This window comes from Sphingomonas sp. Leaf67 (assembly GCF_001421965.1).
Lineage (GTDB): Bacteria > Pseudomonadota > Alphaproteobacteria > Sphingomonadales > Sphingomonadaceae > Sphingomonas.
Map to the genome: position 1 here is coordinate 123,731 of NZ_LMLP01000024.1, position 22,396 is coordinate 146,126.

The 22,396-nt window shown below is 65.1% G+C and carries 18 protein-coding genes; 12 read left to right on the plus strand and 6 right to left on the minus strand.

Annotated features, from left to right (window positions below):
* Positions 1 to 105: 105 nt before the first annotated feature.
* The 5 genes from rhaT to rhmD all read right to left on the minus strand — a co-directional run bounded on the left by rhaT (position 106) and on the right by rhmD (position 5,036).
* Positions 106 to 1,164, minus strand: coding sequence for an L-rhamnose/proton symporter RhaT (rhaT, locus tag ASE90_RS17560; RefSeq protein WP_056003924.1), 1,059 nt, complete (start codon positions 1,162 to 1,164; stop codon positions 106 to 108).
* Entirely contained in the window at positions 1,161 to 2,060 is a 900-nt protein-coding gene (locus ASE90_RS17565) for an amidohydrolase family protein (RefSeq protein WP_056003929.1), read from the minus strand. Before ASE90_RS17565 ends, rhaT begins: the two co-directional genes overlap by 4 nt.
* A 181-nt stretch (positions 2,061 to 2,241) precedes the next feature.
* On the minus strand, positions 2,242 to 2,982 hold the full coding sequence (locus ASE90_RS17570) for an SDR family NAD(P)-dependent oxidoreductase (protein WP_056003933.1): 741 nt from the start codon (positions 2,980 to 2,982) through the stop codon (positions 2,242 to 2,244).
* The gene (locus tag ASE90_RS17575; RefSeq protein WP_056003935.1) at positions 2,979 to 3,833 is read right to left on the minus strand and encodes a fumarylacetoacetate hydrolase family protein; all 855 of its coding nucleotides are present in this window, start codon (positions 3,831 to 3,833) and stop codon (positions 2,979 to 2,981) included. The genes ASE90_RS17570 and ASE90_RS17575 overlap by 4 nt, the downstream gene beginning before the upstream one ends.
* 12 nt (positions 3,834 to 3,845) lie before the next feature.
* A complete protein-coding gene (gene rhmD / locus ASE90_RS17580; protein WP_056004187.1) occupies positions 3,846 to 5,036 on the minus strand; it encodes an L-rhamnonate dehydratase in 1,191 nt (396 codons plus the stop codon).
* Positions 5,037 to 5,232: 196 nt separating this feature from the next.
* On the opposite strand from rhmD, the gene ASE90_RS17585 reads away from it, so the two are divergent.
* The 12 genes from ASE90_RS17585 (at position 5,233) to glgX (ending at position 20,879) form a co-directional block, all read left to right on the plus strand.
* Positions 5,233 to 6,087 carry an IclR family transcriptional regulator gene (locus ASE90_RS17585; protein WP_056003938.1) on the plus strand — a complete coding sequence of 285 codons (855 nt, stop codon included), beginning with the start codon at positions 5,233 to 5,235 and terminating at the stop codon, positions 6,085 to 6,087.
* Between the two features lie 14 nt (positions 6,088 to 6,101).
* Complete coding sequence (locus tag ASE90_RS17590) at positions 6,102 to 6,866, plus strand: SDR family NAD(P)-dependent oxidoreductase (protein WP_056003941.1); 765 nt, start codon at positions 6,102 to 6,104, stop codon at positions 6,864 to 6,866.
* Complete coding sequence (locus ASE90_RS17595; RefSeq protein ID WP_056003944.1) at positions 6,863 to 7,642, plus strand: rhamnogalacturonan acetylesterase; 780 nt, start codon at positions 6,863 to 6,865, stop codon at positions 7,640 to 7,642. Before ASE90_RS17590 ends, ASE90_RS17595 begins: the two co-directional genes overlap by 4 nt.
* 170 nt (positions 7,643 to 7,812) lie before the next feature.
* The gene (locus ASE90_RS17600; RefSeq protein WP_235531934.1) at positions 7,813 to 8,697 is read left to right on the plus strand and encodes an alpha/beta hydrolase; all 885 of its coding nucleotides are present in this window, start codon (positions 7,813 to 7,815) and stop codon (positions 8,695 to 8,697) included.
* Complete coding sequence (locus tag ASE90_RS17605) at positions 8,694 to 9,449, plus strand: (Fe-S)-binding protein (RefSeq protein WP_056003950.1); 756 nt, start codon at positions 8,694 to 8,696, stop codon at positions 9,447 to 9,449. The genes ASE90_RS17600 and ASE90_RS17605 overlap by 4 nt, the downstream gene beginning before the upstream one ends.
* Positions 9,446 to 10,840, plus strand: coding sequence for a lactate utilization protein B (locus ASE90_RS17610; protein ID WP_056003953.1), 1,395 nt, complete (start codon positions 9,446 to 9,448; stop codon positions 10,838 to 10,840). Before ASE90_RS17605 ends, ASE90_RS17610 begins: the two co-directional genes overlap by 4 nt.
* Complete coding sequence (locus tag ASE90_RS17615) at positions 10,837 to 11,448, plus strand: LutC/YkgG family protein (protein WP_056003956.1); 612 nt, start codon at positions 10,837 to 10,839, stop codon at positions 11,446 to 11,448. Before ASE90_RS17610 ends, ASE90_RS17615 begins: the two co-directional genes overlap by 4 nt.
* Positions 11,449 to 11,805: 357 nt before the next feature.
* On the plus strand, positions 11,806 to 14,235 hold the full coding sequence (locus tag ASE90_RS17620) for a glycogen/starch/alpha-glucan phosphorylase (protein ID WP_056003959.1): 2,430 nt from the start codon (positions 11,806 to 11,808) through the stop codon (positions 14,233 to 14,235).
* Positions 14,232 to 16,382: a 1,4-alpha-glucan branching protein GlgB gene (gene glgB, locus ASE90_RS17625; RefSeq protein ID WP_056003962.1), complete on the plus strand. Its 2,151-nt coding sequence runs from the start codon at positions 14,232 to 14,234 to the stop codon at positions 16,380 to 16,382. Before ASE90_RS17620 ends, glgB begins: the two co-directional genes overlap by 4 nt.
* 14 nt (positions 16,383 to 16,396) lie before the next feature.
* Positions 16,397 to 17,656 (plus strand): glucose-1-phosphate adenylyltransferase, encoded by a 1,260-nt coding sequence (gene glgC, locus ASE90_RS17630; RefSeq protein ID WP_082449915.1) that lies wholly within the window; start codon positions 16,397 to 16,399, stop codon positions 17,654 to 17,656.
* Positions 17,657 to 17,697: 41 nt separating this feature from the next.
* A complete protein-coding gene (gene glgA, locus ASE90_RS17635) occupies positions 17,698 to 19,113 on the plus strand; it encodes a glycogen synthase GlgA (protein ID WP_056003968.1) in 1,416 nt (471 codons plus the stop codon).
* Positions 19,110 to 20,879, plus strand: coding sequence for a glycogen debranching protein GlgX (glgX, locus tag ASE90_RS17640; RefSeq protein ID WP_056003972.1), 1,770 nt, complete (start codon positions 19,110 to 19,112; stop codon positions 20,877 to 20,879). The genes glgA and glgX overlap by 4 nt, the downstream gene beginning before the upstream one ends.
* Here the strand turns inward: glgX and ASE90_RS17645 are convergent.
* Positions 20,866 to 22,371 (minus strand): MFS transporter, encoded by a 1,506-nt coding sequence (locus tag ASE90_RS17645; RefSeq protein WP_056003975.1) that lies wholly within the window; start codon positions 22,369 to 22,371, stop codon positions 20,866 to 20,868. The two genes, glgX and ASE90_RS17645, sit on opposite strands and share 14 nt — an antisense overlap.
* Between the last annotated feature and the right edge of the window lie 25 nt (positions 22,372 to 22,396).

A 22,396-nucleotide genomic window follows, 5' to 3' on the forward strand; every position in this document is an offset into this window, starting at 1 on the left:
GCTACCGGTCTCATCCCTTCCAAACCGCCCGACGTATCCGGTTTAGGTGAGAGGCAAGATCCAGTTGAAACAAGCGGTGCCGTGTACCGCCTCGGCGCTCGACTGCTACCCCCCGGTCATGTTTCCGTAACCGATGACGATCGTCGCCAGCACCAGCAGGGCGACCCCGCCCCAGACCATCGCCCGGGTGCGCGGTGCGGCATCCTTCCATTCGCGCAGGGCAAATCCCCACAGCGTGCCGAAGATGATGATCGACGCCATGTGCAGCGTCCAGCTCGAAAAGCCGAACCGGCCCATCTGGCTTTCGCCCATGGTGTAGAAGAAAAACTGGAAATACCATGCGGTGCCGGCCAGCGCGCACAGCGCGAAGTTGCGACCCATCGGCGCGCCCGCCGCCTTGCCGCGACCGATCCATTCTTCGCCGCTGCGGTTGCGGACGATCAGGATCGCGCACCACACCGCATTGGTCAGCAGCCCGCCGAACATGACGAGGCACAGCACCGGCAGTCCGGTCCAGAGCGGTCCGGTCCCGGCGGCGGCCGACAGCGCCTTGATCGGCTCGCCAGCGGCCAGACCGAAGGCGAAGCAGGCCGACATGATGCCGGCAAAGATCGCGACGACGATCCCCTTGCGGAAATCGAACTCGGCGACGGCCGCGGCCTTTTGTTGCGGGGACAGCGCCTGATCCTTCTTCGCGCCGGCGAGAGCGACGACGATGATCCCGGCAAGTGTCAGGGCAAGACCGAACAGGATGATGTTGCCCGACACACTGTCGAGCAGCTTGGCCGCGAATTCTCCGGCGAAGAGCGGCGGGATGAGCGTGCCGAAGACGGTGCAGAGCCCCAGCACCACCGCCATGCCGAGCGACAGGCCGAGATAGCGCATGACCAGCCCGTAGCCGAGCCCGCCGAATCCCCATAGCACGCCGAAGAAGACCGGCCACAACAGCGTCGGCAGCGGCGTCGCGGCGAAGACGCCGAGCAGGTCGTTGGTCTGGATACTCGCGAAGAACCATGGCGCGAGCACCCACGAAAAGATCCCGCCGGTCAGCCAGTAAATCTCCCACGACCAGCGTCGCACCCCGCGATAGGGGACGTAGAAGCTGGCCGACGCGAACCCGCCGAGCCAGTGGTAGACGACGCCGGTCAGCGGGTTGGGGGTCATAAGGTCAGGCCCAGTCGATAGAGCCGGTTGGCGTTGCCGGCGAACATCGCGCGGCGCTCGCCGTCGGAGAAGTCGGCGGTAATCGCGGCATAGGCCCCGAGCGTCGCGGCGAAACTGCCGAACAATTTGTCGGTCGGAAAGTCGCTCGCGACCATCGACCGGTCGGCACCGAACAGGTCGATCGCGGTCAGGACCAGCGTGCGCGCCTGTTCGAGTGTCCATGGGCGATGGGTGAAGCCGATGCCCGACAGCTTGATCGCAACATGCGGCAACCGGGCGAGCGCGGCGAGACCCTCCCGCCATTCGCCTTCCTCACCCGGCACGCACATGCCCATATGGTTGATCATCACCGGCGTTTCGGGATGGCGTTCGATCAGCTGCGCAAGAGCGGGGAACTGGCCCGGATAGGCTTGCAGGTCGAAGCTGAGCCCGTGTTCCGCGAGGCGGGCATAGCCCCCGCCCCATGCGTCGTCCTGCGTCATGTCGCGCGGGGTGTAGGTACGGCGGGAATCGGGGTGCCAGTTGACGATGTGGCGGATGCCGCGGACGTTGGGATGCACGGCATGATCGGCGAGCAATGTGTCGAGGTCGGGATCGGACAGGTCGGCGAAGGCGACGATCGCGGTCGGCAACCCGTCGTAATCGGCCATCGCCTGTAGCCAGCGAGTTTCGTCGAGGGCGGCGCCCGGCTCCGCACCGGCATCGACATGGACGATGCCGCGAACGTCCCAGTCGCCGGCATCGGCGCGATAGTCGCCGGGCAGATAGGTCTTCGCGATCGCTTCAACCGAACCGTTGGGGCCGTCATCGGCAAAGGGCGGGGTCAACCATGGGTAGCGGATGCGATCGAGATCCCAGAGATGGACATGGGCGTCGACGAAGGGGAGTTTTTCCATGGCCTTGCGCTCGCGGTTTATCGTTTTTCTCGGCTGACCCGCCCCCGTTCGCTTCGAGCGGAGGTTCGAGCTTGTCGAGAACCGTCGTCGGGAAGGGGGTGCCTCACGTGGGGCCTTCTCGACAGACGCTTCTCGACTTCGCCCGAAACTGCTCGAACCGAACGGGGAGAACAGGGATGGATCAATATGTCGTCCGTCCGCCCGAGGTGTCGAACACCGACCCGGTGGTAAAGCTGCATTCCTCGCTGGCCATGAAACACACCATTGCGGCGCTTTCGTCGACCTCGCCCAGCCGCCCCATTGGGATTTTCGAGCGCATGTAATCGACCTGGCTTTGCGGCAATTGCGCGAGGATCGGGCTTTCGAACGTGGCGGGGGTCAGCGCGTTGGCGATCACGCCCTTGCCGGCGAGTTCCTTGCCGAGCGACTTGGTGAAGCCGATCACCCCCGCCTTGGTCGCAGAATAGGCGCTGGCATTGGGGTTGCCTTCCTTGCCCGCGACCGACGCGACATTGACGATCCGGCCATATCCGTTCGCCAGCAGGTGCGGCACGACCGCGCGGTTGCAATAGAACAGACCGTTCAGGTTGACGTTCACGACCTGCAACCAGTTGTCGATCGGAAATTCGTGGACCGGCACGGTCGCCCCGGTGATTCCGGCCGAGCAGATCAGGATATCGACCTTGCCCAGTGCGGCCACGCTTTCCGCCGCAGCGGCGGCGACCGCCGCCGCGTCGGACACGTCGAGGCGTACGCCGTGCAGACCGATACGCTGGCAGCTTTCCTCCAGCGCGGGGTTCATGTCCCACACCGATACCTGCCCGCCCTCTGCGACGATGCGTTCGGCGACCGCCAGGCCGAGGCCCGACGCCCCGCCGGTGATGATTGCGCTGCGTCCGGCGAACCGCCCCGAATAGGTCATCCGAGCACCGCATCGCCAAGGTTGCGCCATGCGACGACCTGCTGATCCTGTTCGCCAAGACCGGCGATGCCCAGCTTCATCGTGTCGCCCGCCTTCAGATAGACGGCGTTCGGCTTCTTGCCCTCGCCCACGCCCGGCGGCGTGCCGGTGATCATCACGTCGCCCGGATACAAAGTGATATATTCGCTGACATAGGAAATCAGTTCGGCGACGTCGAAGATCATCGTCTTCGTGTTGCCGGTCTGCATCCGCTCGCCGTTCACATCGAGGAACATGTCGAGATTCTGGTGGTCGCCGACCTCGTCCGGCGTTACCAGCCACGGACCGAGCGGGCAGAAGCTGTCATGGCCCTTGCCCTTCGACCACTGGCTGCCGCGCTGCTTCTGGTTGAAGCGTTCCGACACGTCGTTGGCGATCGCGAAGCCCGCGACATGGGTCAGCGCGTCTTCCTTCGACACGTAGCGCGCGGTCTTGCCGATCACGACGGCAAGTTCGACTTCCCAGTCGGTGTGGGTCGAATCCCTGGGGATCATCACCTCGTCGTTCGGACCGGTCAGCGACGACAGTGCCTTCATGAACATCATCGGTTCGGCCGGCACCGGCAGGTTCGATTCGGCGGCGTGGTCGGCATAGTTCAGGCCGATCGCGACGATCTTGCCGATACCGGCGACCGGCACGCCGTAGCGCGGCGTGCCGTCGACGACGGGCAGGCTGTCGACATCGACGTTCAGGCCGGCGATGCTGACGACGGTGATGTCGTCGACCACGCCCGACAGGTCGCGGATCTGGCCGTTCGCATCGACGATGCCGGGCTTCTCATCACCCTGGGTTCCGTAGCGGCAGAATTTCATGGTCTCGTTCTCTCAGTGTTCGAAGGGACGGTGCATGGTCAGGTCGCGGTTCAGTTCGACCCCGAAACCGGGGGCATCGAGCCGCGAAGTCCGCATCCGTCCGTTTTCAGGAATGGGCTCGCCGATCAACTGCGGATGGAACATCGGCTGCACATGGTCGGCCTCCGGCGCCATCATCAGATATTCGGCAAAGGGCGAATTGTGGCGGGTGACCACGAAATGATAGCTGTAGACCGACGAGCCATGCGGCACGACCAGCTTGCCGCGCGCATCGGCCAGCGCAGAGATCTTGAGCAATTCCGTCACGCCGCCGCACCAGCCGACATCGGGCTGAATAATGTCGCAGCAATCCATGTCGAGCAGCATCCGGAAACCCCAGCGGGTCGCTTCATGTTCGCCGGTGGTGACGAGCATGCCCTTGGGCGCGTTGCGCTTCAGTTCGGCATAGCCCCAATAATCGTCGGGGCTGATCGCTTCCTCGATCCATTTCAGGCCATGTTCGTGCGCGGCATGGGCAAGGCGTGTCGCATAGTCGACGTCCAACGCCATCCAGCAATCCCACATCAGCCAGAAGTCCGGCCCGACGCGCTGGCGCATTTCGGCCAGTTCGGCGATGTTCTTCTTCAGCCCCTCGACTCCTTCGGCCGGACCATGGTGCAGCGGCATCTTGCCGCCGATAAAGCCCATATCCTTCGCGAGATCGGGCCGCGCGCCGGTGGCGTAGAATTGCAGTTCGTCGCGGACCGCGCCGCCCAGCATCTGATAAACGGGTTCGTCGCGCAGCTTGCCGAGCAAATCCCACAGCGCGAGGTCGACGCCCGAAATGGCGTTCACCACCAGACCCTTGCGCCCGTAATATTGGGTTGAGAAATACATCTGGTCCCAGATTTTCTCGTATTCGGTCGGCGAGCGCCCTTCGAGGAACCGGGCGAGATGCTTCTCGACGATGAAGCAGGCGGGTTCGCCGCCGGTCGTCACCGCGAAGCCGATCGTGCCATCCTCCGCCTCGATCTCGACGATCAGCGTACCAAGCACGTTGATGCCGAAGCTCTGCCGTGACTGGCGATATTCGGGATAGCGGCTCATCGGCGTCGCGATGTGATCGTCGATCCAGTGATAGCCCTGCTGGTCGTGATAGTCCGCCCCGCCACCACGCACGGTGAACGCACGGACATGTTTGATCCTGGGAAGCGCCGCCTTCATTGCCACCACCTTCGTTACGCGCGGCCATGGTCCGCCGCCGACTGAACCCGAAATCCGCACGCGCCCGCGTACCATCATATGGTATGCCGCCTGCGCCATGCGGTCTGAATTGTCGGAAACCCCCGCTGCGGGAAATCCCGCGAACATCCGCTCCGACTGGTTTACTTTCTCACTTTATGGGATAGGATGCTACTAGATGAGACAGAAACCGTCAAACGAAGAATCACCGGCGGTTGCCGAGCCGGGGTCAGAGCCTGAGCTGAAAAGCGCGGCCAAGGCACAGGGTAGCCAGACGCTGGTGCGTGGCCTCGACCTTCTCGATCAGGTCATCGACGGACCGGTGAAGCTCGCCGAATTGTCGCACCGCATGGGCCTTACGCGGTCGACGACGCACCGTCTGGCCAACGCGTTGATCGATCGCGGTTTTCTGACCTTCCTGCCGCGCGAGGGTTATTTGTTGGGACCTAAGCTGTTGCAGCTCGGCTTCCTCGCACAGGGACAGGCCGACATCGTGCAGATCGCCCGCCCGCGGATCGAGGAACTGGCTGCGCAGACCGAGGACACGGTTCATTTCGGGCGGCTCGACAGCGACCTTGCACTGTATCTCGACAAGATTCCGGGACGTCGCCGGGTCGATATCTCCAGCCGGATCGGAGATCGACAGCCGCTGTCGTCGACAGGTCTCGGCAAGGCGCTGCTGCTCGACGATTCGGAAGCGCGCTGGATCGAGATTTTCGAGGCGGAGCACCCGCCGGGTACCCGCCGCCCCGACTTCGACGTGTGGATGGAACGGATGCGCGGCTATGTCGCGAACGGCCATGCGTATGATCTCGAGGAGAACGAGGATCTGATCCGCTGCGTCGCCGCCCCGGTGCGCGACGCATCTGGCCGGATCGTCGGTGCGATCAGCGTGTCGAGCGCCGCCCAATATATGGACGACGACCGCATGCAGACACTGAGCGTCGACGTGCGCGGCACCGCCGAACGGATCAGCCGCGATCTGGGCTGGTCCCCCGATACCCAGGCGCTGCAAAAGCGTCGCAAGCGATAAGGAGAAGGATTGCGATGAAGCTGTTGGAAGGCAAGACGGTATTGGTCACCGGCGCGTCGACGGGCATCGGCCGGGCGGCAGCGATCGGCGCGGCGCAGCATGGCGCGAACGTCGTCATCAACTATCATAGCCGCGACGACGACGCCGATGCCTGCATCGCCGCGATCGAGGCGACCGGGCAGCGCGGGCTGGCCGTCAAGGGTGACGTTGCCGAGGCGGCAACCGCCACCGACTTCGTCGCGAAGGCGGCGGCGGAGTTCGGGCGCGTCGATGTGATGGTGTCGAATGCCGGTATCTGCCCATTCCACAGCTTTCTGGAGATGCCCGCGGAAACACTGGAGCGGACGCTGCGGGTCAACCTGCACGGCGCCTATTACATGTGTCAGGCGGCCGCGAAGGCGATGGTCGAACAGGGCGATGGCGGGGCAATCGTCGCCGTGTCGTCGATCTCGGCATTGGTCGGCGGCGAATATCAGACGCATTATACCCCGACCAAGGCGGGGGTTCATTCGCTGATGCAGTCGACCGCGATCGCGCTGGGGCGGCATGGCATCCGCTGCAATTCGGTGCTGCCGGGCACGATCCTGACCGAGATCAACAAGGACGACCTCGCCGACGAAGGGAAGCGCAAATATATGGAAAGCCGCGTGCCGCTGGGTCGATTGGGTCAGCCCGAGGATATGGTCGGACCGATCGTATTCCTCGCGTCCGACATGGCGGCCTATGTCACCGGCGCGGCGCTGCTGGTCGATGGCGGCATGTTCGTGAACCTCCAATGAAGTCGATCGCACTCGCTCTTGCATTGCTGGCGGCCGGTCCGGCAGCAGCGGAAACCATCTTTATCGCCGGCGACTCCACCGCACAGACGTACAGGGAAGATCGCTATCCACAGACCGGATGGGGGCAGATGCTGCCCTGTGGCCTGACCGGTGACGTGAAGGTCGAGAACCGGGCAATGGGCGGCCGTTCGACCAAGAGCTTCATCGCCGAGGGGCGCTGGGACAAGATCATGGCCGAGGTGAAACCCGGCGACGTTGTACTGATCCAGTTCGGCCATAACGACGCCAGCCAGAACAAGCCGGAACGCTATGCGCCCGCGGCGACACTGTATCGCGACAATCTGTTACGGATGGTGTGGGAAACGAAGGGCCATGGCGCGACGCCGATCCTGATCACGCCTGTCACCCGCCGGTCGTTCGGTGCCGATGGCAAGACCAGAGCGGATTTCGCGGCGTGGTCGGCAGTGGTGCGCGATATCGCCGCGACGACGGGCACCCAGTTGATCGACCTCGAATCGTCGTCGCGCGGCTGGGTCGACGGCAAGGGCGTCGCCGGGTCGAAAGCATTGTTCCTCCATTATCCTGCCGGGCGCTGGCCGGGGTTCAAGGACGGCATCGACGACGACACGCATTTCAGTGAACTGGGCGCGCGCGGTGTGGCGGAACTGATCGCCGCCGATCTGGCGAGGACGGGGTTGCCGGTAGCAGCGAAGGTTGCAAAGGATCGACCCGATCTGACGCGGACGACGCCTTTGGGGAAAACCGCATGCCGGTGACTGGATATCCTTCGTATTCCCGCGCAGGCGGGGATCCAGAGTCCCGGCCGTCGTCGCCTGTTTCCGGCAACCCTGGATCGCCGCCTGCTCAAGGATCCGGCTGGGGGCTGGCGCGGCGCTCTCTGCTGTGCGCCGGGATGGCGGTCGGCGTAGCCAGTGCCTTCCCCACCTTGGCCCAACCGGGTTCCGCCCCCCTCACCTACCGCCCGATCTGGCCGGGCGCTGCGCCGGGTGGCGAACGGGTGACCGAGGCGGAACAGGAAATCCCACGGTCGCCGACCGGTCCGAAGGACGACACCGCGTTCCTGCACGTCCGTACCCCGACCATGGCGCATATCGCCCCGGCCAAGCCCAACGGCGCGGCCATCCTGTTGGTCCCGGGCGGCGGCTATCTTCGCGTCGCGATCGGCAATGGCGGACGGGCGCTGCTCCAGTTCTTCGCAGAGCAAGGGTATCACGCCTACCTGCTGAAATACCGTCTGCCCGGCGATCCATGGGCGGCCGGGCCGGATGCGCCGTTGCAGGATGCCCAGCGCGCGCTACGGCTCATCAAGGCCGAGGCGAAGGCCAATGCAGTCGCGATCGACCGGATCGGGGTGATGGGATTTTCGGCGGGCGGGCATCTGGCGGCGATGCTGGCATATCGTAGCGACGAAACCTATCGTCCGGTCGATGCCGCCGATGCACAGCCGCTGGGCATACGGGTGGCCGGGTTGCTGTATCCGGTGGTGCTGATGGGTGCGCCGGGCACGCACAGGGGATCGCAGGATCAACTGCTTGGCAAGGACCCGACGCCGGAGAAGGCGTTGCGCGCCCGCACCGATGCCCGGATCAACGCGGCCAGCCCGCCGACCTTCATCGCCCACGCGATCGACGACAGGGTGGTCAGCGTCGACAACGGCCTCGCGCTGCTGGCTGCGCTGCGGCAGGCGAAACGGCCGGCGGAAGCGTATCTTCCTGAAATTGGTGGCCACGGCTTCGGCGTGATGCTGGATGGCCAGCCGGCCCCGTGGACGAAGCTGTTCTTCGCCTTCGCCAAGCGGCACGGGCTATGAGCAGGCCGTCGGTCGCGCTGTTCGTCACCTGTCTGGTCGATGCGATGCGGCCGGCGATCGGCTTTGCCAGCCTGAAGGTGCTGGAAGAGGCGGGTTTCGACGTGATCGTGCCGCCGGACCAGACCTGTTGCGGCCAACCCGCGTTTAATTCAGGCGACCGCGACGGGGCAGTGGCGATCGCGAAGGCGACGATCGTCTGCCTCGAACCCTACGACGCAATCGTCGTGCCGAGCGGGTCCTGCGGCGGGACGATCAAGGTCCATTATCCCGAAATGTTCGCCGACGATCCGGCATGGCTGGCGCGGGCCGAGGCCATCGCTGCCAGGACACACGAAATCCTGTCGTTCCTCGACGCACAGGGCTGGCGGCCCGACGGGGTCGGCCTGCAGACGAGCGCCGCCTATCACGACAGTTGTTCGGGATTGCGCGAACTGGGCATCAAGCGCCAGCCGCGAACGCTGCTCTCGGCGGTCGCCGGTCTCGACCAGCTGCCGCTCAAAGGGGCCGAGACCTGCTGCGGATTCGGTGGCACCTTCTGCGTCAAATATCCGGCGATTTCGAATGCGGTAGTCGAGGAAAAGGCGCAGGCGATCGAGAACAGCGGCGCGGCACTGTTGTTGGCGGGCGATCTGGGGTGCCTGATGAACATGGCGGGCAAGCTGCACCGGCGCGGCAGCAGCGTCCGGGCGTTCCATACCATCGAGATTCTCGCCGGTATGGGCGATGGCCCGGCGATCGGTGAGCCGGCATGAGCTTTGGCCAACGCGTCGAACTGGCGCTGGCCGATCCGGTGCTGAAGGTCGCGGTCGAGCGCACCGCCGGCACCGCCGAGGCGAAGCGGGCGGCGGCGGTCGAGGCGTTTCCGGCATTCGAGGATGCGCGGACGCGGGCGGCGGCGATCAAGGACCATGTGATCGCGCATCTCGGTCACTATCTGGAGATGTTCGAGGCGAACGCGATTGCGGCTGGCGCGCAGGTCCATTGGGCGCGCACCGCCGATGAGGCCGCGACGATCGTCATCGACCTGTGCCGCAAGGCGGGTGCGACGTCGGTCGCGCGTTCCAAATCGATGCTGGGGGAGGAAATCGGCCTGCACCATGCGCTGGCCGAGGCGGGGATCGAGCGGGTCGAGACCGACCTTGCCGAACATATCATCCAGCTGGCGGGCGAACGGCCGTCGCACATTGTATGGCCGGCGATGCACAAGACGCGCGAGCAGGTGTCGGCGCTGTTCCGCGCGAAGCATCGCGACCCGCATGTCGAGGAAACGATCGCGGCGATGGCCGAAAGTGCGCGGCGGCATCTTCGCAGCCAGATGCTGGGGGCCGATGTCGGCATCTCCGGCGCGAACTTTCTGATCGCCGACAGCGGCAGCGTCTGCACCGTCACCAACGAAGGCAATGCCGAACTGTCGATCGTCCCGCCGCGTGTCCATATCGTGACGGCGGGGATCGAAAAGATCGTGCCGTCGCTGCCCCATGCCATCCATATGCTCAGGATGCTGGCGCGATCGGCGACCGGCGCGGCGCTGACCCAATATACGACCTTCTATACCGGGCCGAAGCGCAATGGCGATCGCGACGGGCCGGAGGAAATGCATATCGTACTGGTCGACAATGGCCGCAGCGCGATGGCCGCCGATGCGGCATTGAAGGAGATGCTGCGCTGTATCCGGTGCGGGGCGTGCATGAACCATTGCGTCGTGTTCCGGCAGGTCGGCGGCCATGCCTATGGCGGCACCTATCCGGGGCCGATGGGGGCGGTGCTGACCCCGGCGCTCGACGGATTGTCGGCCAATCGCGATCTGGCCCACGCCTGCACGATGAACGGGCGGTGTCAGGAGGTCTGCCCGGTCAAGATCCCCCTCCCCACGCTGTTGCGCGGATGGCGCGAGAAAAGCTGGCGCGAGGGGCTGGAACCGGTGTCGATGCGGCAGGGCCTCGGCATCTGGCGGCGGGCGGTGCTGCGGCCACGGCTGTATCGCATCGCGAGCAGCGCAGCCGTACGCGCGATGCGGGTCATGACACGACAGGGCTGGATCACGCGCCTGCCCTTTGCCGCCGCGTGGACGAAGTATCGCGACATGCCCGCGCCCGAAGGCGGTACCTTCACGGCGCAATATGCCAAGGGGCGACGGCGATGAACGCGCGCGACACGATTCTCGGCAAGCTGCGGGCGACCGTACCCGTCGATCTAACGGCGCGGGCGGCGGCGCTGGTGGCGGGAAGCGAGCGCCCCCCCGAGCCCGCCGGTTCGCTGGTCGAACGCTTCGTGCTGCGGTTGGCGGGGCCGAGCGTGTCGGCGACGTTCGACCGGATCGATGCTGCCGATGCCCTGCCCGATGCGGTTCGGCGCTATCTTGCGGCGCAGGCGCTGCCCGCCGCGCTCTATCTGCCGCCCGATCCGCATGTCGCCGCGCTCGACTGGCACGGCTTCCAGATCGATCAGGAGGCCGCCCCCGATCAGGGCGCTGCGCTGGCGGTTGCCAAGGCGGGAGTGGCGGAGAGCGGGTCGCTGGTGTTCGAAACCGGACCACAGGCACCGATGCTGCCGAACTTTCTGACGCTCCATCATATCGTCGTGCTGGCGCAAGCGGACCTGGTCGCGACGCTGGAGGATATTCCGGCCGATCTGGCGGGGCATCGCGCGCATTACTGGGTCACCGGCGTGTCGGGGACGACCGACATCGAAGGGCAGTATGTCCGCGGGGCGCATGGACCGCGGTTTTTGCATGTCGTGCTGATGGGCTGAGGGCGACGATCCCCCCTTTCCCGTTTGCTTCGAGCGGAGGTTCGAGCCTGTCGAGAACCGAAGTCGACAAGGGGGTGCCCATAGCGACCCGTTCTCGACGAGGTTCGGGCCGAATTGTCCCCCTTATAATTCTGGACCATGCGGGGCATGGTCCATCCGAGCCTTTTCTCGACTTCGCTCGAAGCTGCTCGAACCCAACGGGAGGAAGATGGAAACGGCCGCTCAACAAAGCATTGCGGCATTAATCACGCGCTAACCCGATGGTAACCGGAACGACGCATCGCACGCATACGTATTGCGCGTGACAAGCGTTCGACAATCGATACTGTCGTTCCGACCCTGTTCAGAGGAACCTGCGTGACTCAGCCTGCCCTCTCCGCCGTTTCCCCTACGTCCCCGCCGCTCGCCGACGCGATCCTCGAAACGCTGGTCCATCGCATCGGCAAGGATGCGCAGGCCGCCCTGCCACATGACTGGCTGGCAGCGACGATCCTGACCGTGCGCAACGACATCATCGAACGCTGGATGGCGTCGAGCAAGGAAGCCCATGCCGCCGGGGCGAAGAAGGTCTATTATCTAAGCCTCGAATTCCTGATCGGGCGGCTGTTGCGCGATGCGATCGCCAATCTGTCGCGGACCGACGAGGTGCGCGAGGCGCTGGCGTCGCTGGGCGTCAACCTGTCCGATCTGGAGGGTGAGGAACCCGATGCCGCCCTCGGTAACGGTGGTCTCGGACGATTGGCGGCTTGCTTCATGGAGAGCCTCGCGAGCCTCGACCTGCCGGCGTACGGCTATGGCATCCGTTATGTGAACGGCATGTTCCGCCAGCGGATCGACAATGGCTGGCAGATCGAGCTGCCCGAAACGTGGTTGCGCCACGGCAATCCATGGGAGTTCGAACGGCGCGAGAGCAATTATCGCATCGGTTTCGGCGGTGAAGTGGTCGGCGACGAGAATGGCGACATTCACTGGATGCCGAGCGAAAGCGTCGAGGCGGTAGCGGTCGATACCCCGGTGATCGGCTGGCGCGGGGCGCGGGTCAATACGTTGCGGCTGTGGACCGCGCGGGCGCGCGATCCGATCCGGCTCGACCGGTTCAATGCCGGCGATCACGAAGGCGCACTGGCCGCTTCGGTGCGCGCCGACACGCTGGTCCGCGTCCTGTATCCGGCGGACTCGACGCCGGCCGGACAGGAATTGCGGCTGCGGCAGGAATATTTCTTCTCCTCGGCATCGATCCAGGACATCGTCCGTCGGCACGTCCAGTATTTCGGTGACATCCGCACCCTGCCCGACAAGGCTGCGATCCAGTTGAACGATACCCACCCGGCGGTGTCGGTTGCGGAGTTGATGCGCATCCTGATCGACGACCATGCGCTCGATTTCGACGGCGCGTGGGAGATTACCAAGGCGACGTTCGGCTATACCAATCACACGCTGCTGCCCGAGGCGCTCGAAAGCTGGCCGCTCCCCCTGTTCGAACGGCTGCTGCCGCGACACATGCAGATCGTCTATGCGATCAATGCGAAGGTGCTGCGCGAGGCGCGGACTCAGGGGCAGGACGATCGCGCGATCTCCGCGATCAGCCTGATCGACGAAGGCGGCGAGCGGCGCGTACGGATGGCAAACCTCGCCTTCACCGGCAGCCACAGCGTCAACGGCGTCGCGGCGCTGCACACCGACCTGATGAAACAGACGGTGTTCGCCGACCTGCACCGCCTGTATCCCGACCGGATCAACAACAAGACCAACGGCATCACCCCGCGCCGCTGGCTGTTCGAAAGCAATCCGGGGCTGACCGCGCTGATCCGCGAGGCGATCGGCGACGGCTTCCTCGACGATGCGACCAGGCTGGCCGACCTGAAACCCTTCGCCGCCGATGCCGCGTTCCGCGAGAAGTTCGAGGGCGTGAAGCGCGCCAACAAGGTCCGGCTGTCGCAACATCTGCGCGAGGTGATGGGCGTCCGCCTCGATCCCGACGCGATGTTCGACGTGCAGGTGAAGCGCATCCACGAATATAAGCGCCAGTTGCTCAATATCCTCGAAACGGTGGCGCTGTACGACCAGATCCGCAGCCAGCCGGACAAGGACTGGACGCCCCGCGTGAAACTGTTCGCGGGCAAGGCGGCGTCGAGCTATCATAACGCCAAGCTCATCATCAAACTGGCCAATGACGTCGCGCGCCGGGTCAATGCGGACCCGGCGGTGCGCGGGCTGCTGCGCGTGGCGTTCGTGCCGAACTACAATGTTTCGCTCGCCGAACTCATCATGCCTGCCGCCGACCTGTCCGAACAGATCAGCACCGCCGGCATGGAAGCATCGGGCACCGGCAACATGAAGCTGGCGCTGAACGGCGCACTGACCATCGGCACGCTGGACGGGGCCAATGTCGAAATCCGCGACCATGTCGGCGCGGACGACATCATCATCTTCGGCCTGACCGCCGATCAGGTCGCCGAGAAGCGCGCCAATGGCTATGACCCGCGCGAGGCGATCGCCGCCTCCCGCGAGTTGCAGCAGGCGCTGTCGGCGATCAAAAGCGGCGTGTTCAGCCATGACGATCCGGGCCGCTATGCCGGGCTGATCGAAGGGCTCGAGAATAGCGACTGGTTCCTGTGCTGCGCCGATTTCGACAGCTATGCGCAGGCACAGCGCGACGTCGACGCGCGCTGGGCCGACCGGGCCGGCTGGAACGCCAGCGCGATCCGCAATGTCGGCGGGGTCGGCTGGTTCTCGTCCGACCGAACGATCAGCGAATATGCCCGCGATATCTGGAAAGTAATGTGAAGCCGCCGGCCGACGCCGTCGCGGCGCTGCTCGCGGGGCGTCACGCCGATCCTTTCGCGCTGCTGGGGCCGCACGCCGGTCCGGAGGGTACGTTCGTGCGCGCATGGTTGCCGAATGCGCAGAAGGTGCTGGCGCACGACCTGTCGGGCAAGCTGCTGGGCGAGTTGCGACCGGTCGGCGACGGCATCGTCGAGGGGATGATCGACGGCCCGCCCCAGCCGATGCTCTACTACGCGCGCGGCGGTGCCGGCGAATGGTGGATCAAGGACCCCTATTCGTTCGGGCCGGTGCTGGGGCCGACCGACGATTTCCTGATCGCCGAAGGTACGCACCTGCGGCTGCACGACAAGCTCGGCGCACATCCGATCCGGCATGAAGGTGCCGAAGGCATGCACTTCGCGGTCTGGGCCCCGAACGCCCAGGTCGTCAGCGTGGTCGGCGACTGGAACCATTGGGATGCGAAGCGTCATCCGATGCGGCGGCGAAGCGATGTTGGCGTGTGGGAAATCTTCCTGCCCGATGTCGGGCCGGGTCAGGCGTATAAATTCGCGATCATCGGCGCGGACGGGCAGCGATTGCCGCACAAGGCCGATCCGTTCGCCTTTGCCAGCGAACTGCGACCGGCAACGGCATCGCTGACGGCAGCGCCGCTCGATCACGACTGGCGCGACGGCGCGCACCGCGCGCATTGGGCATCGGTCGATCCGCGCCGTGTGCCGATCTCGATCTACGAAGTCCATGCCGGCAGTTGGCAGCGCGGCGACGATGGCTGGTTCCTGCCATGGGACCAACTGGCCGATCGACTGATCCCCTATATCGTCGACATGGGCTTTACCCATATCGAGTTCCTGCCGATCAGCGAACATCCCTACGACCCGTCCTGGGGCTATCAGACGACCGGCCTTTATGCCCCCTCGGCGCGGTTCGGCGATGCGGCCGGGTTCGCGCGCTTCGTCGATGGCGCGCACAAGGCCGGCGTCGGCGTATTGCTCGACTGGGTGCCGGCCCATTTCCCGACCGATGCGCACGGACTGGCGCGGTTCGATGGTACCGCGCTGTACGAACATGACGATCCACGGCTGGGCTTCCACCCCGACTGGAACACCGCCATCTATAATTTCGGCCGCCGCGAAGTATCGCAATTTCTCGTCAACAATGCGTTGTTCTGGGCCGAGCGCTATCATGTCGACGGACTGCGCGTGGATGCGGTCGCGTCGATGCTGTACCGCGACTATTCGCGCAAGGATGGCGAATGGATCCCCAACGACGCCGGCGGGCGCGAAAACTGGGAGGCGGTCGAATTCCTGCGCGCCACCAACCGTGCGGTCTATCGTGACCATCCCGGGTTTTTTACGGTTGCCGAGGAGTCGACGTCATGGCCCGGCGTGTCGAAACCGGCGCACGAAGGTGGTCTGGGCTTCGGGTTCAAATGGAATATGGGGTTCATGCACGACACGCTCGCCTATATGGCGCGCGAGCCGGTGCATCGGTCGCATCATCACAATGAAATCACCTTCGGGCTGACCTACGCGTTCAGCGAAAACTTCGTCCTGCCGCTCAGCCACGACGAAGTCGTGCATGGCAAGGGATCGCTGCTGGCCAAGATGGCGGGCGACGACTGGCAGAAATTCGCCAATTTGCGCGCCTATTATGCGCTGATGTGGGGCTATCCCGGCAAGAAGCTGTTGTTCATGGGACAGGAATTCGCACAGCGCCGCGAATGGTCCGAGGAACGCGCGCTCGATTGGGAATTGATGGACGCGCCCGCCCATCGCGGCGTCGCATCGCTGATCCGCGACCTGAACCGGCTGTATCGCGCGACGCCGGCGCTGCACGCCCGCGACTGCGAGGGCGACGGGTTCGCCTGGGCCGTGGTCGACGACGCCGCCAATTCGGTGTTCGCCTGGGAGCGCCGGGCACCGGGCGAAGCGCCGGTACTGGTCGTCAGCAACCTCACCCCGATCCCGCGCGAAGGCTATCGCGTGCCGGTGTCGCAGGGCGGGCGCTGGCGGGAGATGCTGAACAGCGACGCCGCCGAATATTGCGGCGGCGGCATGGGCAATATGGGCGTTGTCGAAGCGACGGACGGGATGGTGACACTGACCCTGCCCCCGCTGGCAACGCTCTGGTTCGAAAACGAAAAATAATCTGGGAGGGGTACATGGAACGTCGGGGACAACCATTGGCGCGCGACGCGATGGCTTATGTTCTGGCGGGCGGGCGCGGCAGCCGGTTGTTCGAAATGACCGACACCCGCGCCAAGCCCGCCGTCTATTTTGGCGGCAAGAGCCGGATCATCGATTTCGCACTGTCGAACGCGATCAATTCGGGCATCCGCCGCATCGGCGTGGCGACGCAGTACAAGGCGCACAGCTTGATCCGCCACTTGCAGCGCGGCTGGAACTTCCTGCGTCCCGAACGCAACGAAAGCTTCGACATCCTGCCGGCAAGCCAGCGAATTAGCGAATTTCAATGGTATGAGGGCACCGCCGATGCGGTGTTCCAGAATATCGACATCATCCAGAGCTATAATCCGGAATATATGGTCATCCTCGCGGGCGATCATATCTACAAGATGGACTATGAGCTCATGCTGCAGCAGCATGTCGACACCGGCGCCGACGTGACGGTGGCGTGCATGGAAGTGCCGCGGATGGAGGCGGTCGGCTTCGGCGTGATGCATGTCGATGCACAGGACCGGATCATCGATTTCGTCGAAAAGCCAAAGGACCCGCCGGCGATCCCCGGACAGCCCGATCTCGCGCTCGCCAGCCTTGGCATCTATGTGTTCCGTACCGCCTTGCTGTTCGAGGAACTGCGTCGCGACGCCGATACAGCGGATTCCAGCCGGGATTTCGGCAAGGACCTGATCCCGTGGCTGGTGAAGCATGGCCATGCGCAGGCGCATCGCTTCTCCGCATCGTGCGTGCGCAGTCCCGAGGAGCCGCGCGCCTATTGGCGCGACGTGGGAACGGTCGATGCCTATTGGGAAGCGAATATCGATCTGACCGACGTGGTGCCCGAACTCGACCTGTACGATCGCAGCTGGCCGCTATGGACCTATTCGGAAATCACACCCCCGGCGAAATTCGTCCATGATGTCGATGGCCGGCGCGGTTGCGCGGTGTCGAGCCTGGTATCGGGCGACTGCATCGTGTCGGGGTCGAGCATCCATCGCAGCCTGCTGAGCACCGGGGTACGCGCGCACAGCTTCAGCAACATCGATGAATCGGTGATCCTGCCGATGACCCGGATCGGGCGCGGCGCACGATTGACGCGGTGCGTGGTCGATGCCGGCGTGACGATTCCCGACGGGCTGGTGATCGGCGAGGACCCGGTGATCGACGGTCACCGCTTCCGCCGGACGGAACGGGGGATTTGTCTGATTACCCAGCCGATGATCGACCGGCTGGAGGCGTGATGACCCGTTCGACACCTTCGCGCACCACGGGCAGTTCGTAGGTGCGCGTTCTATCGGTAGCTTCCGAGGCGTATCCGCTGGTCAAGACCGGCGGCCTTGCCGACGTCGTCGGTGCCCTGCCCGCAGCCCTCGCTCCACATGGTGTCGAGACGACGACGGTGTTGCCCGGCTATCCGTCGGTGCTGAAGCATCTGGGCAGGGCGAAGCTGGTCCATCGTTGGGACGACCTGCTCGGTACGCCAGCGCGGTTGCTGGACGGAAAGATCGACGGCCATCCGCTGCTGGTCCTCGACGCACCGGAGTTGTTCGTCCGCGACGGTGGCCCCTATGCCGACACAACGGGCCGCGACTGGAACGATAACTGGCAGCGCTTCGCCGCACTCGGTCGGGCGACGGCGGATATCGCGCCGCGGTTCGACCTGTTGCACGCGCATGACTGGCAGGGGGCGATGGCGCCGGCCTATCTGCGCTACGACGGCGCGACCGTGCCCAGCGTGCTGACGATCCACAATATCGCGTTTCAGGGCCGCTACGACGCCGCGGTGTTCGCCGGACTGAACCTGCCGGACGCCGCCTTCGCACTCGACGGCATCGAATATTATGGCGGCGTCGGCCTGCTCAAGGCCGGACTGGCGTCGGCCGATGCGATCACCACCGTGTCACCCAGCTATGCCGAGGAAATCCGGCGCAGCGAATTCGGCATGGGTCTCGAAGGATTGATCGAGGCGCGGCGCGACCGGGTGAGCGGCATCGTCAACGGGATCGATCCGGCGGTGTGGTCGCCCGAGCACGACACCGCCCTCCCCGCCCGCTATTCCGCACGCAACCTGTCGCGCCGCCGCGCGAACAAACGCGCGGTCGAGACGGCGTTCGACCTCGATCGCGGCGAAGGTCCGATCTTCATCGTCGTCAGCCGGCTGACCTGGCAAAAGGGTATGGACGTGCTCGCCGACAGCCTCGACGCGCTGGTCGCGATGGGCGGACGTCTGGCCTTGCTCGGATCGGGTGATGCTGCACTGGAAGGCGCGTTCATGGCGGCACGCAACCGGCACGCCGGACGTGTCGGTGTGCGGATCGGCTATGACGAAGCGCTCTCACATCTGTTGCAGGGGGGCGGCGATGCGATCCTGATCCCGTCGCGCTTCGAACCATGCGGGCTGACCCAATTATATGGACTGGCCTATGGCTGCGTGCCGGTGGTGGCGCGGACCGGCGGATTGGCCGATACGGTCATCGACGCGAACGAAGCGGCGGTGGCCGCCGGCGTTGCGACCGGGGTCCAGTTCGCGGCGGTGACGCCGGACGGGCTACTCCATGCGTTGCGCCGGACGATGGGGCTATATGCCCGTGGCGATCTGTGGACGGCAATGCAGAAACAAGGGATGCGCGCCGACTTTTCGTGGAAGCGCAGCGGCGCGCGCTATGCCGAACTCTATCGCGGCCTGACGACCCGGTGATTGCCGGCGCCAGTGCCATCGGCGGCGGAACCCGCTTTGCCGTCCGTGCGCGCGATGCGGCGACAGTGTGGTTGTGCCTGTTCGACGGCGACGTCGAGCGCCGGGTGGCAATGATGCGCGACGGCGACTGTTTCGTCGTCGATGTCGACGGTGTCGGTCCGGGGCAGCGTTACGGCTATCGTGCCGACGGCGACTGGGCACCTGCGGCGGGGCGTTGGTTCGATCCGGCCAAGCTGCTGGTCGATCCCTATGCCGTCGAACTCGACCGGCGGTTCGTCCATGATCCGGCCCTGTCGCGGTTCGGGGCGGATACGGCGTCGATCGTGCCGCGCGCTATCGTCCCGACATCGTTCGAACCGGTCCGGCCGGAACCGCCGCGCATCGATCCAGCCCGGCCGATCTACGAACTGAACGTGCGTGGCTTCACCATGCTGCACCCCGACGTACCGGAGGCACAGCGCGGGACGATCGCAGCGCTGTCCCATCCGTCGGTCCTCGCCCATCTGCGCAAGATCGGCGTCGGTGCGATCGAACTGATGCCGATCGTGGCGTGGATCGACGAACGGCATCTGCCACCGCTGGGGCTTCGCAATGCGTGGGGGTACAACCCGGTCGCGTTCATGGCGGTCGACCCGGCCCTTGCCCCCGGCGGCATCGCCGAACTGCGCGACACGATCGCGGCACTGCATGCTGCCGATATCGGCGTGATCCTCGACGTCGTGTTCAACCATAGCGGCGAGAGCGACGTACAGGGGCCGATCCTGTCGCTGCGTGGGCTCGACGATCGCAGCTACGCCCATGCGCCGGACGGGCGCCTCATCAACGATACCGGCACCGGCAACACGCTCGACGCCGGGGACGCGGGGGTTCGCGATCTGATCCTTGCATCGCTGCGGCATTTCGCGGCGTTGGGCGTCGACGGGTTCCGCTTCGATCTCGCCCCGGTCATCGCCCGGTCGCCGGGGTTCGATCGCGACGCACCGATCTTTGCCGCCATCGCCGCCGACCCGCTGCTCGCCGACCGGGTGATGATCGCCGAGCCATGGGATATCGGTCCGGGCGGCTATCAGCTGGGGCAGTTTCCACCCGACTGGCTCGAATGGAACGACCGCTATCGTGACGATGTCCGCCGGTTCTGGCGCGGGGACGGCAGCGTCGGGACCTTGGCGACGCGGTTGATGGGGTCGGCCGATATCTTCGGATCGCCGACCTGCAGCGTCAACTTCCTTGCCGCGCATGACGGCTTCACCCTTGCCGACCTGGTGTCGCATGTCGATCGGCACAATCATGCAAATGGTGAGGATAATCGCGACGGGCATGGCGACAATCTGTCGTGGAATCACGGGGTGGAAGGACGGTCCGACGATCCGCGCGTGATCGCCGCCCGCACCGCCGATCTTCGTACGTTGCTGGCCACCCTGTTCGCGACGCGCGGCCATATCCAGTTGACCGCGGGCGACGAATTCGGCCGCAGCCAGCGGGGCAACAACAACGCCTATGCACAGGACAACGCGATCACCTGGGTCGACTGGGCGGCGCGCGACGTGGCGCTGGAGGATCATGTCGCCGCACTGGCGCGCTGGCGGCGCGAACGACCGGCGGTATTCGACCGGCACGTACCCGATCAGGCAATGTGGCTGACCCTCGACGGACAGTCGATGACCCCGGCAAATTGGGAAGCACCCGACTGCCCCGGCTTCGAACTCCGGCTGCCCGGCTCGTCGATCCGGGTCGATCGCGCCGGACGAACCGTCACCCTGCGATAGGGTCGCGCACCCGAAGCATCGCCACCGCCGCCAGCGCCATTACCGTTGCCGCGACCAGCATGGTGTAGACCGGATTGGTCGGGAACCACGTCTTGATGACCCCGCCCATCACGGTCGCGACGATCAGCTGCGGCAGGACGATGAAGAAGTTGAAGATGCCCATATACACGCCCAGCTTGCGCTGCGGCAGGGCATTGGCGAGCAACACATAGGGCATGGTCAGCACCGATGCCCACGCGATGCCGATCCCGATCATCGGCACGACCATTCCGATACGGTCATGCGTCAGGAAGATGCCGATATAGGCGACCGCGCCGATGGCGAGGCACAGCAGATGCGTCCGCGCCGCGCCGATCCGGCGTGCCAGCACCGGCAAGGCGAACGCCGCCACCGCCGCGACGCCCGAATAGATGGCAAAGAGGACGCCGACCCAGCTACCCGCCTGATTATACCCGTCCGAGGTCGGGTCGATCGTGCCCCATACCTGCTGGGCGATCACCGGGGTCGTATAGACCCACATGATGATGAGCGCGCCCCAGGTGAAGAACTGGACCAGCGCCAGCCGCCGCATCGTGTCGGGCATGGTCGCCAGATCGCCGATGATGTGGCTCAACACATTGTCGCCGCGGCCGGCGCGGACCAGCGCGCCGGAAACCAGCTGCGCCACGCCGTACAGCGCGATGCCGGCGGCGACGAAATAGGCTTCGCGACCGCTTGCCAACGCTCCACTGCGCTCGGCCCATGCGATCAGCAGCGCGACGACGATGCCGCCGACGATCCACAACGGTCCGCGCTGGGGGATGACGGGCGGGGCATGGTCGACGGGTTCCTGCGCTTCTTCCCCGAACGCCGCCAGTTCCGCCGGGCTGTATTCGCGAACGGTCAGGACGGTCCACAGCACCGCGATCAGTAGCATCACCCCGCCGAAATAGAAGCCGTAACGGACGGCATCGGGCACCTCGCCCGCCGGGGCGGTGTTGCTGACGCCGAAGACGTTTTCGAAGGCATAGGGCGCGATGCTGGCGACGACCGCGCCTGCACCGATGAACCATGTCTGGAATGCATAGCCCGCCGGGCGCTGGCGAGGGGACAGCATGTCCCCGACGAACGCGCGGAACGGCTCCATCGACACGTTCAGCGATGCGTCGAGGATCCACAGCGTCATCGCCGCCGCAAGAATGCTCGGTGCGTTCGGCATGAAGAACAGCGCACAGGTACACAGGATCGCACCGATCAGGAAATAGGGTCGCCTGCGCCCCAGTCGTCCCCACGTCCGGTCGGAATAATGGCCGATCAACGGCTGGACCAGCAGCCCGGTCAGCGGAGCCGCGATCCACATCAGGCCCAACTGGTCGATGGGGGTGCCGAGCGACTGGAAAATGCGACTGGCATTCGCGTTTTGCAGCGCGAAGCCGATCTGGATGCCGAAGAAACCGAACGAGATGTTCCAGAGCTGGGCGAAGCCGAGCGTCGGACGGTTGGTAGTCGTCATAAATCCTCCCCGTTCCGGGGAGGAA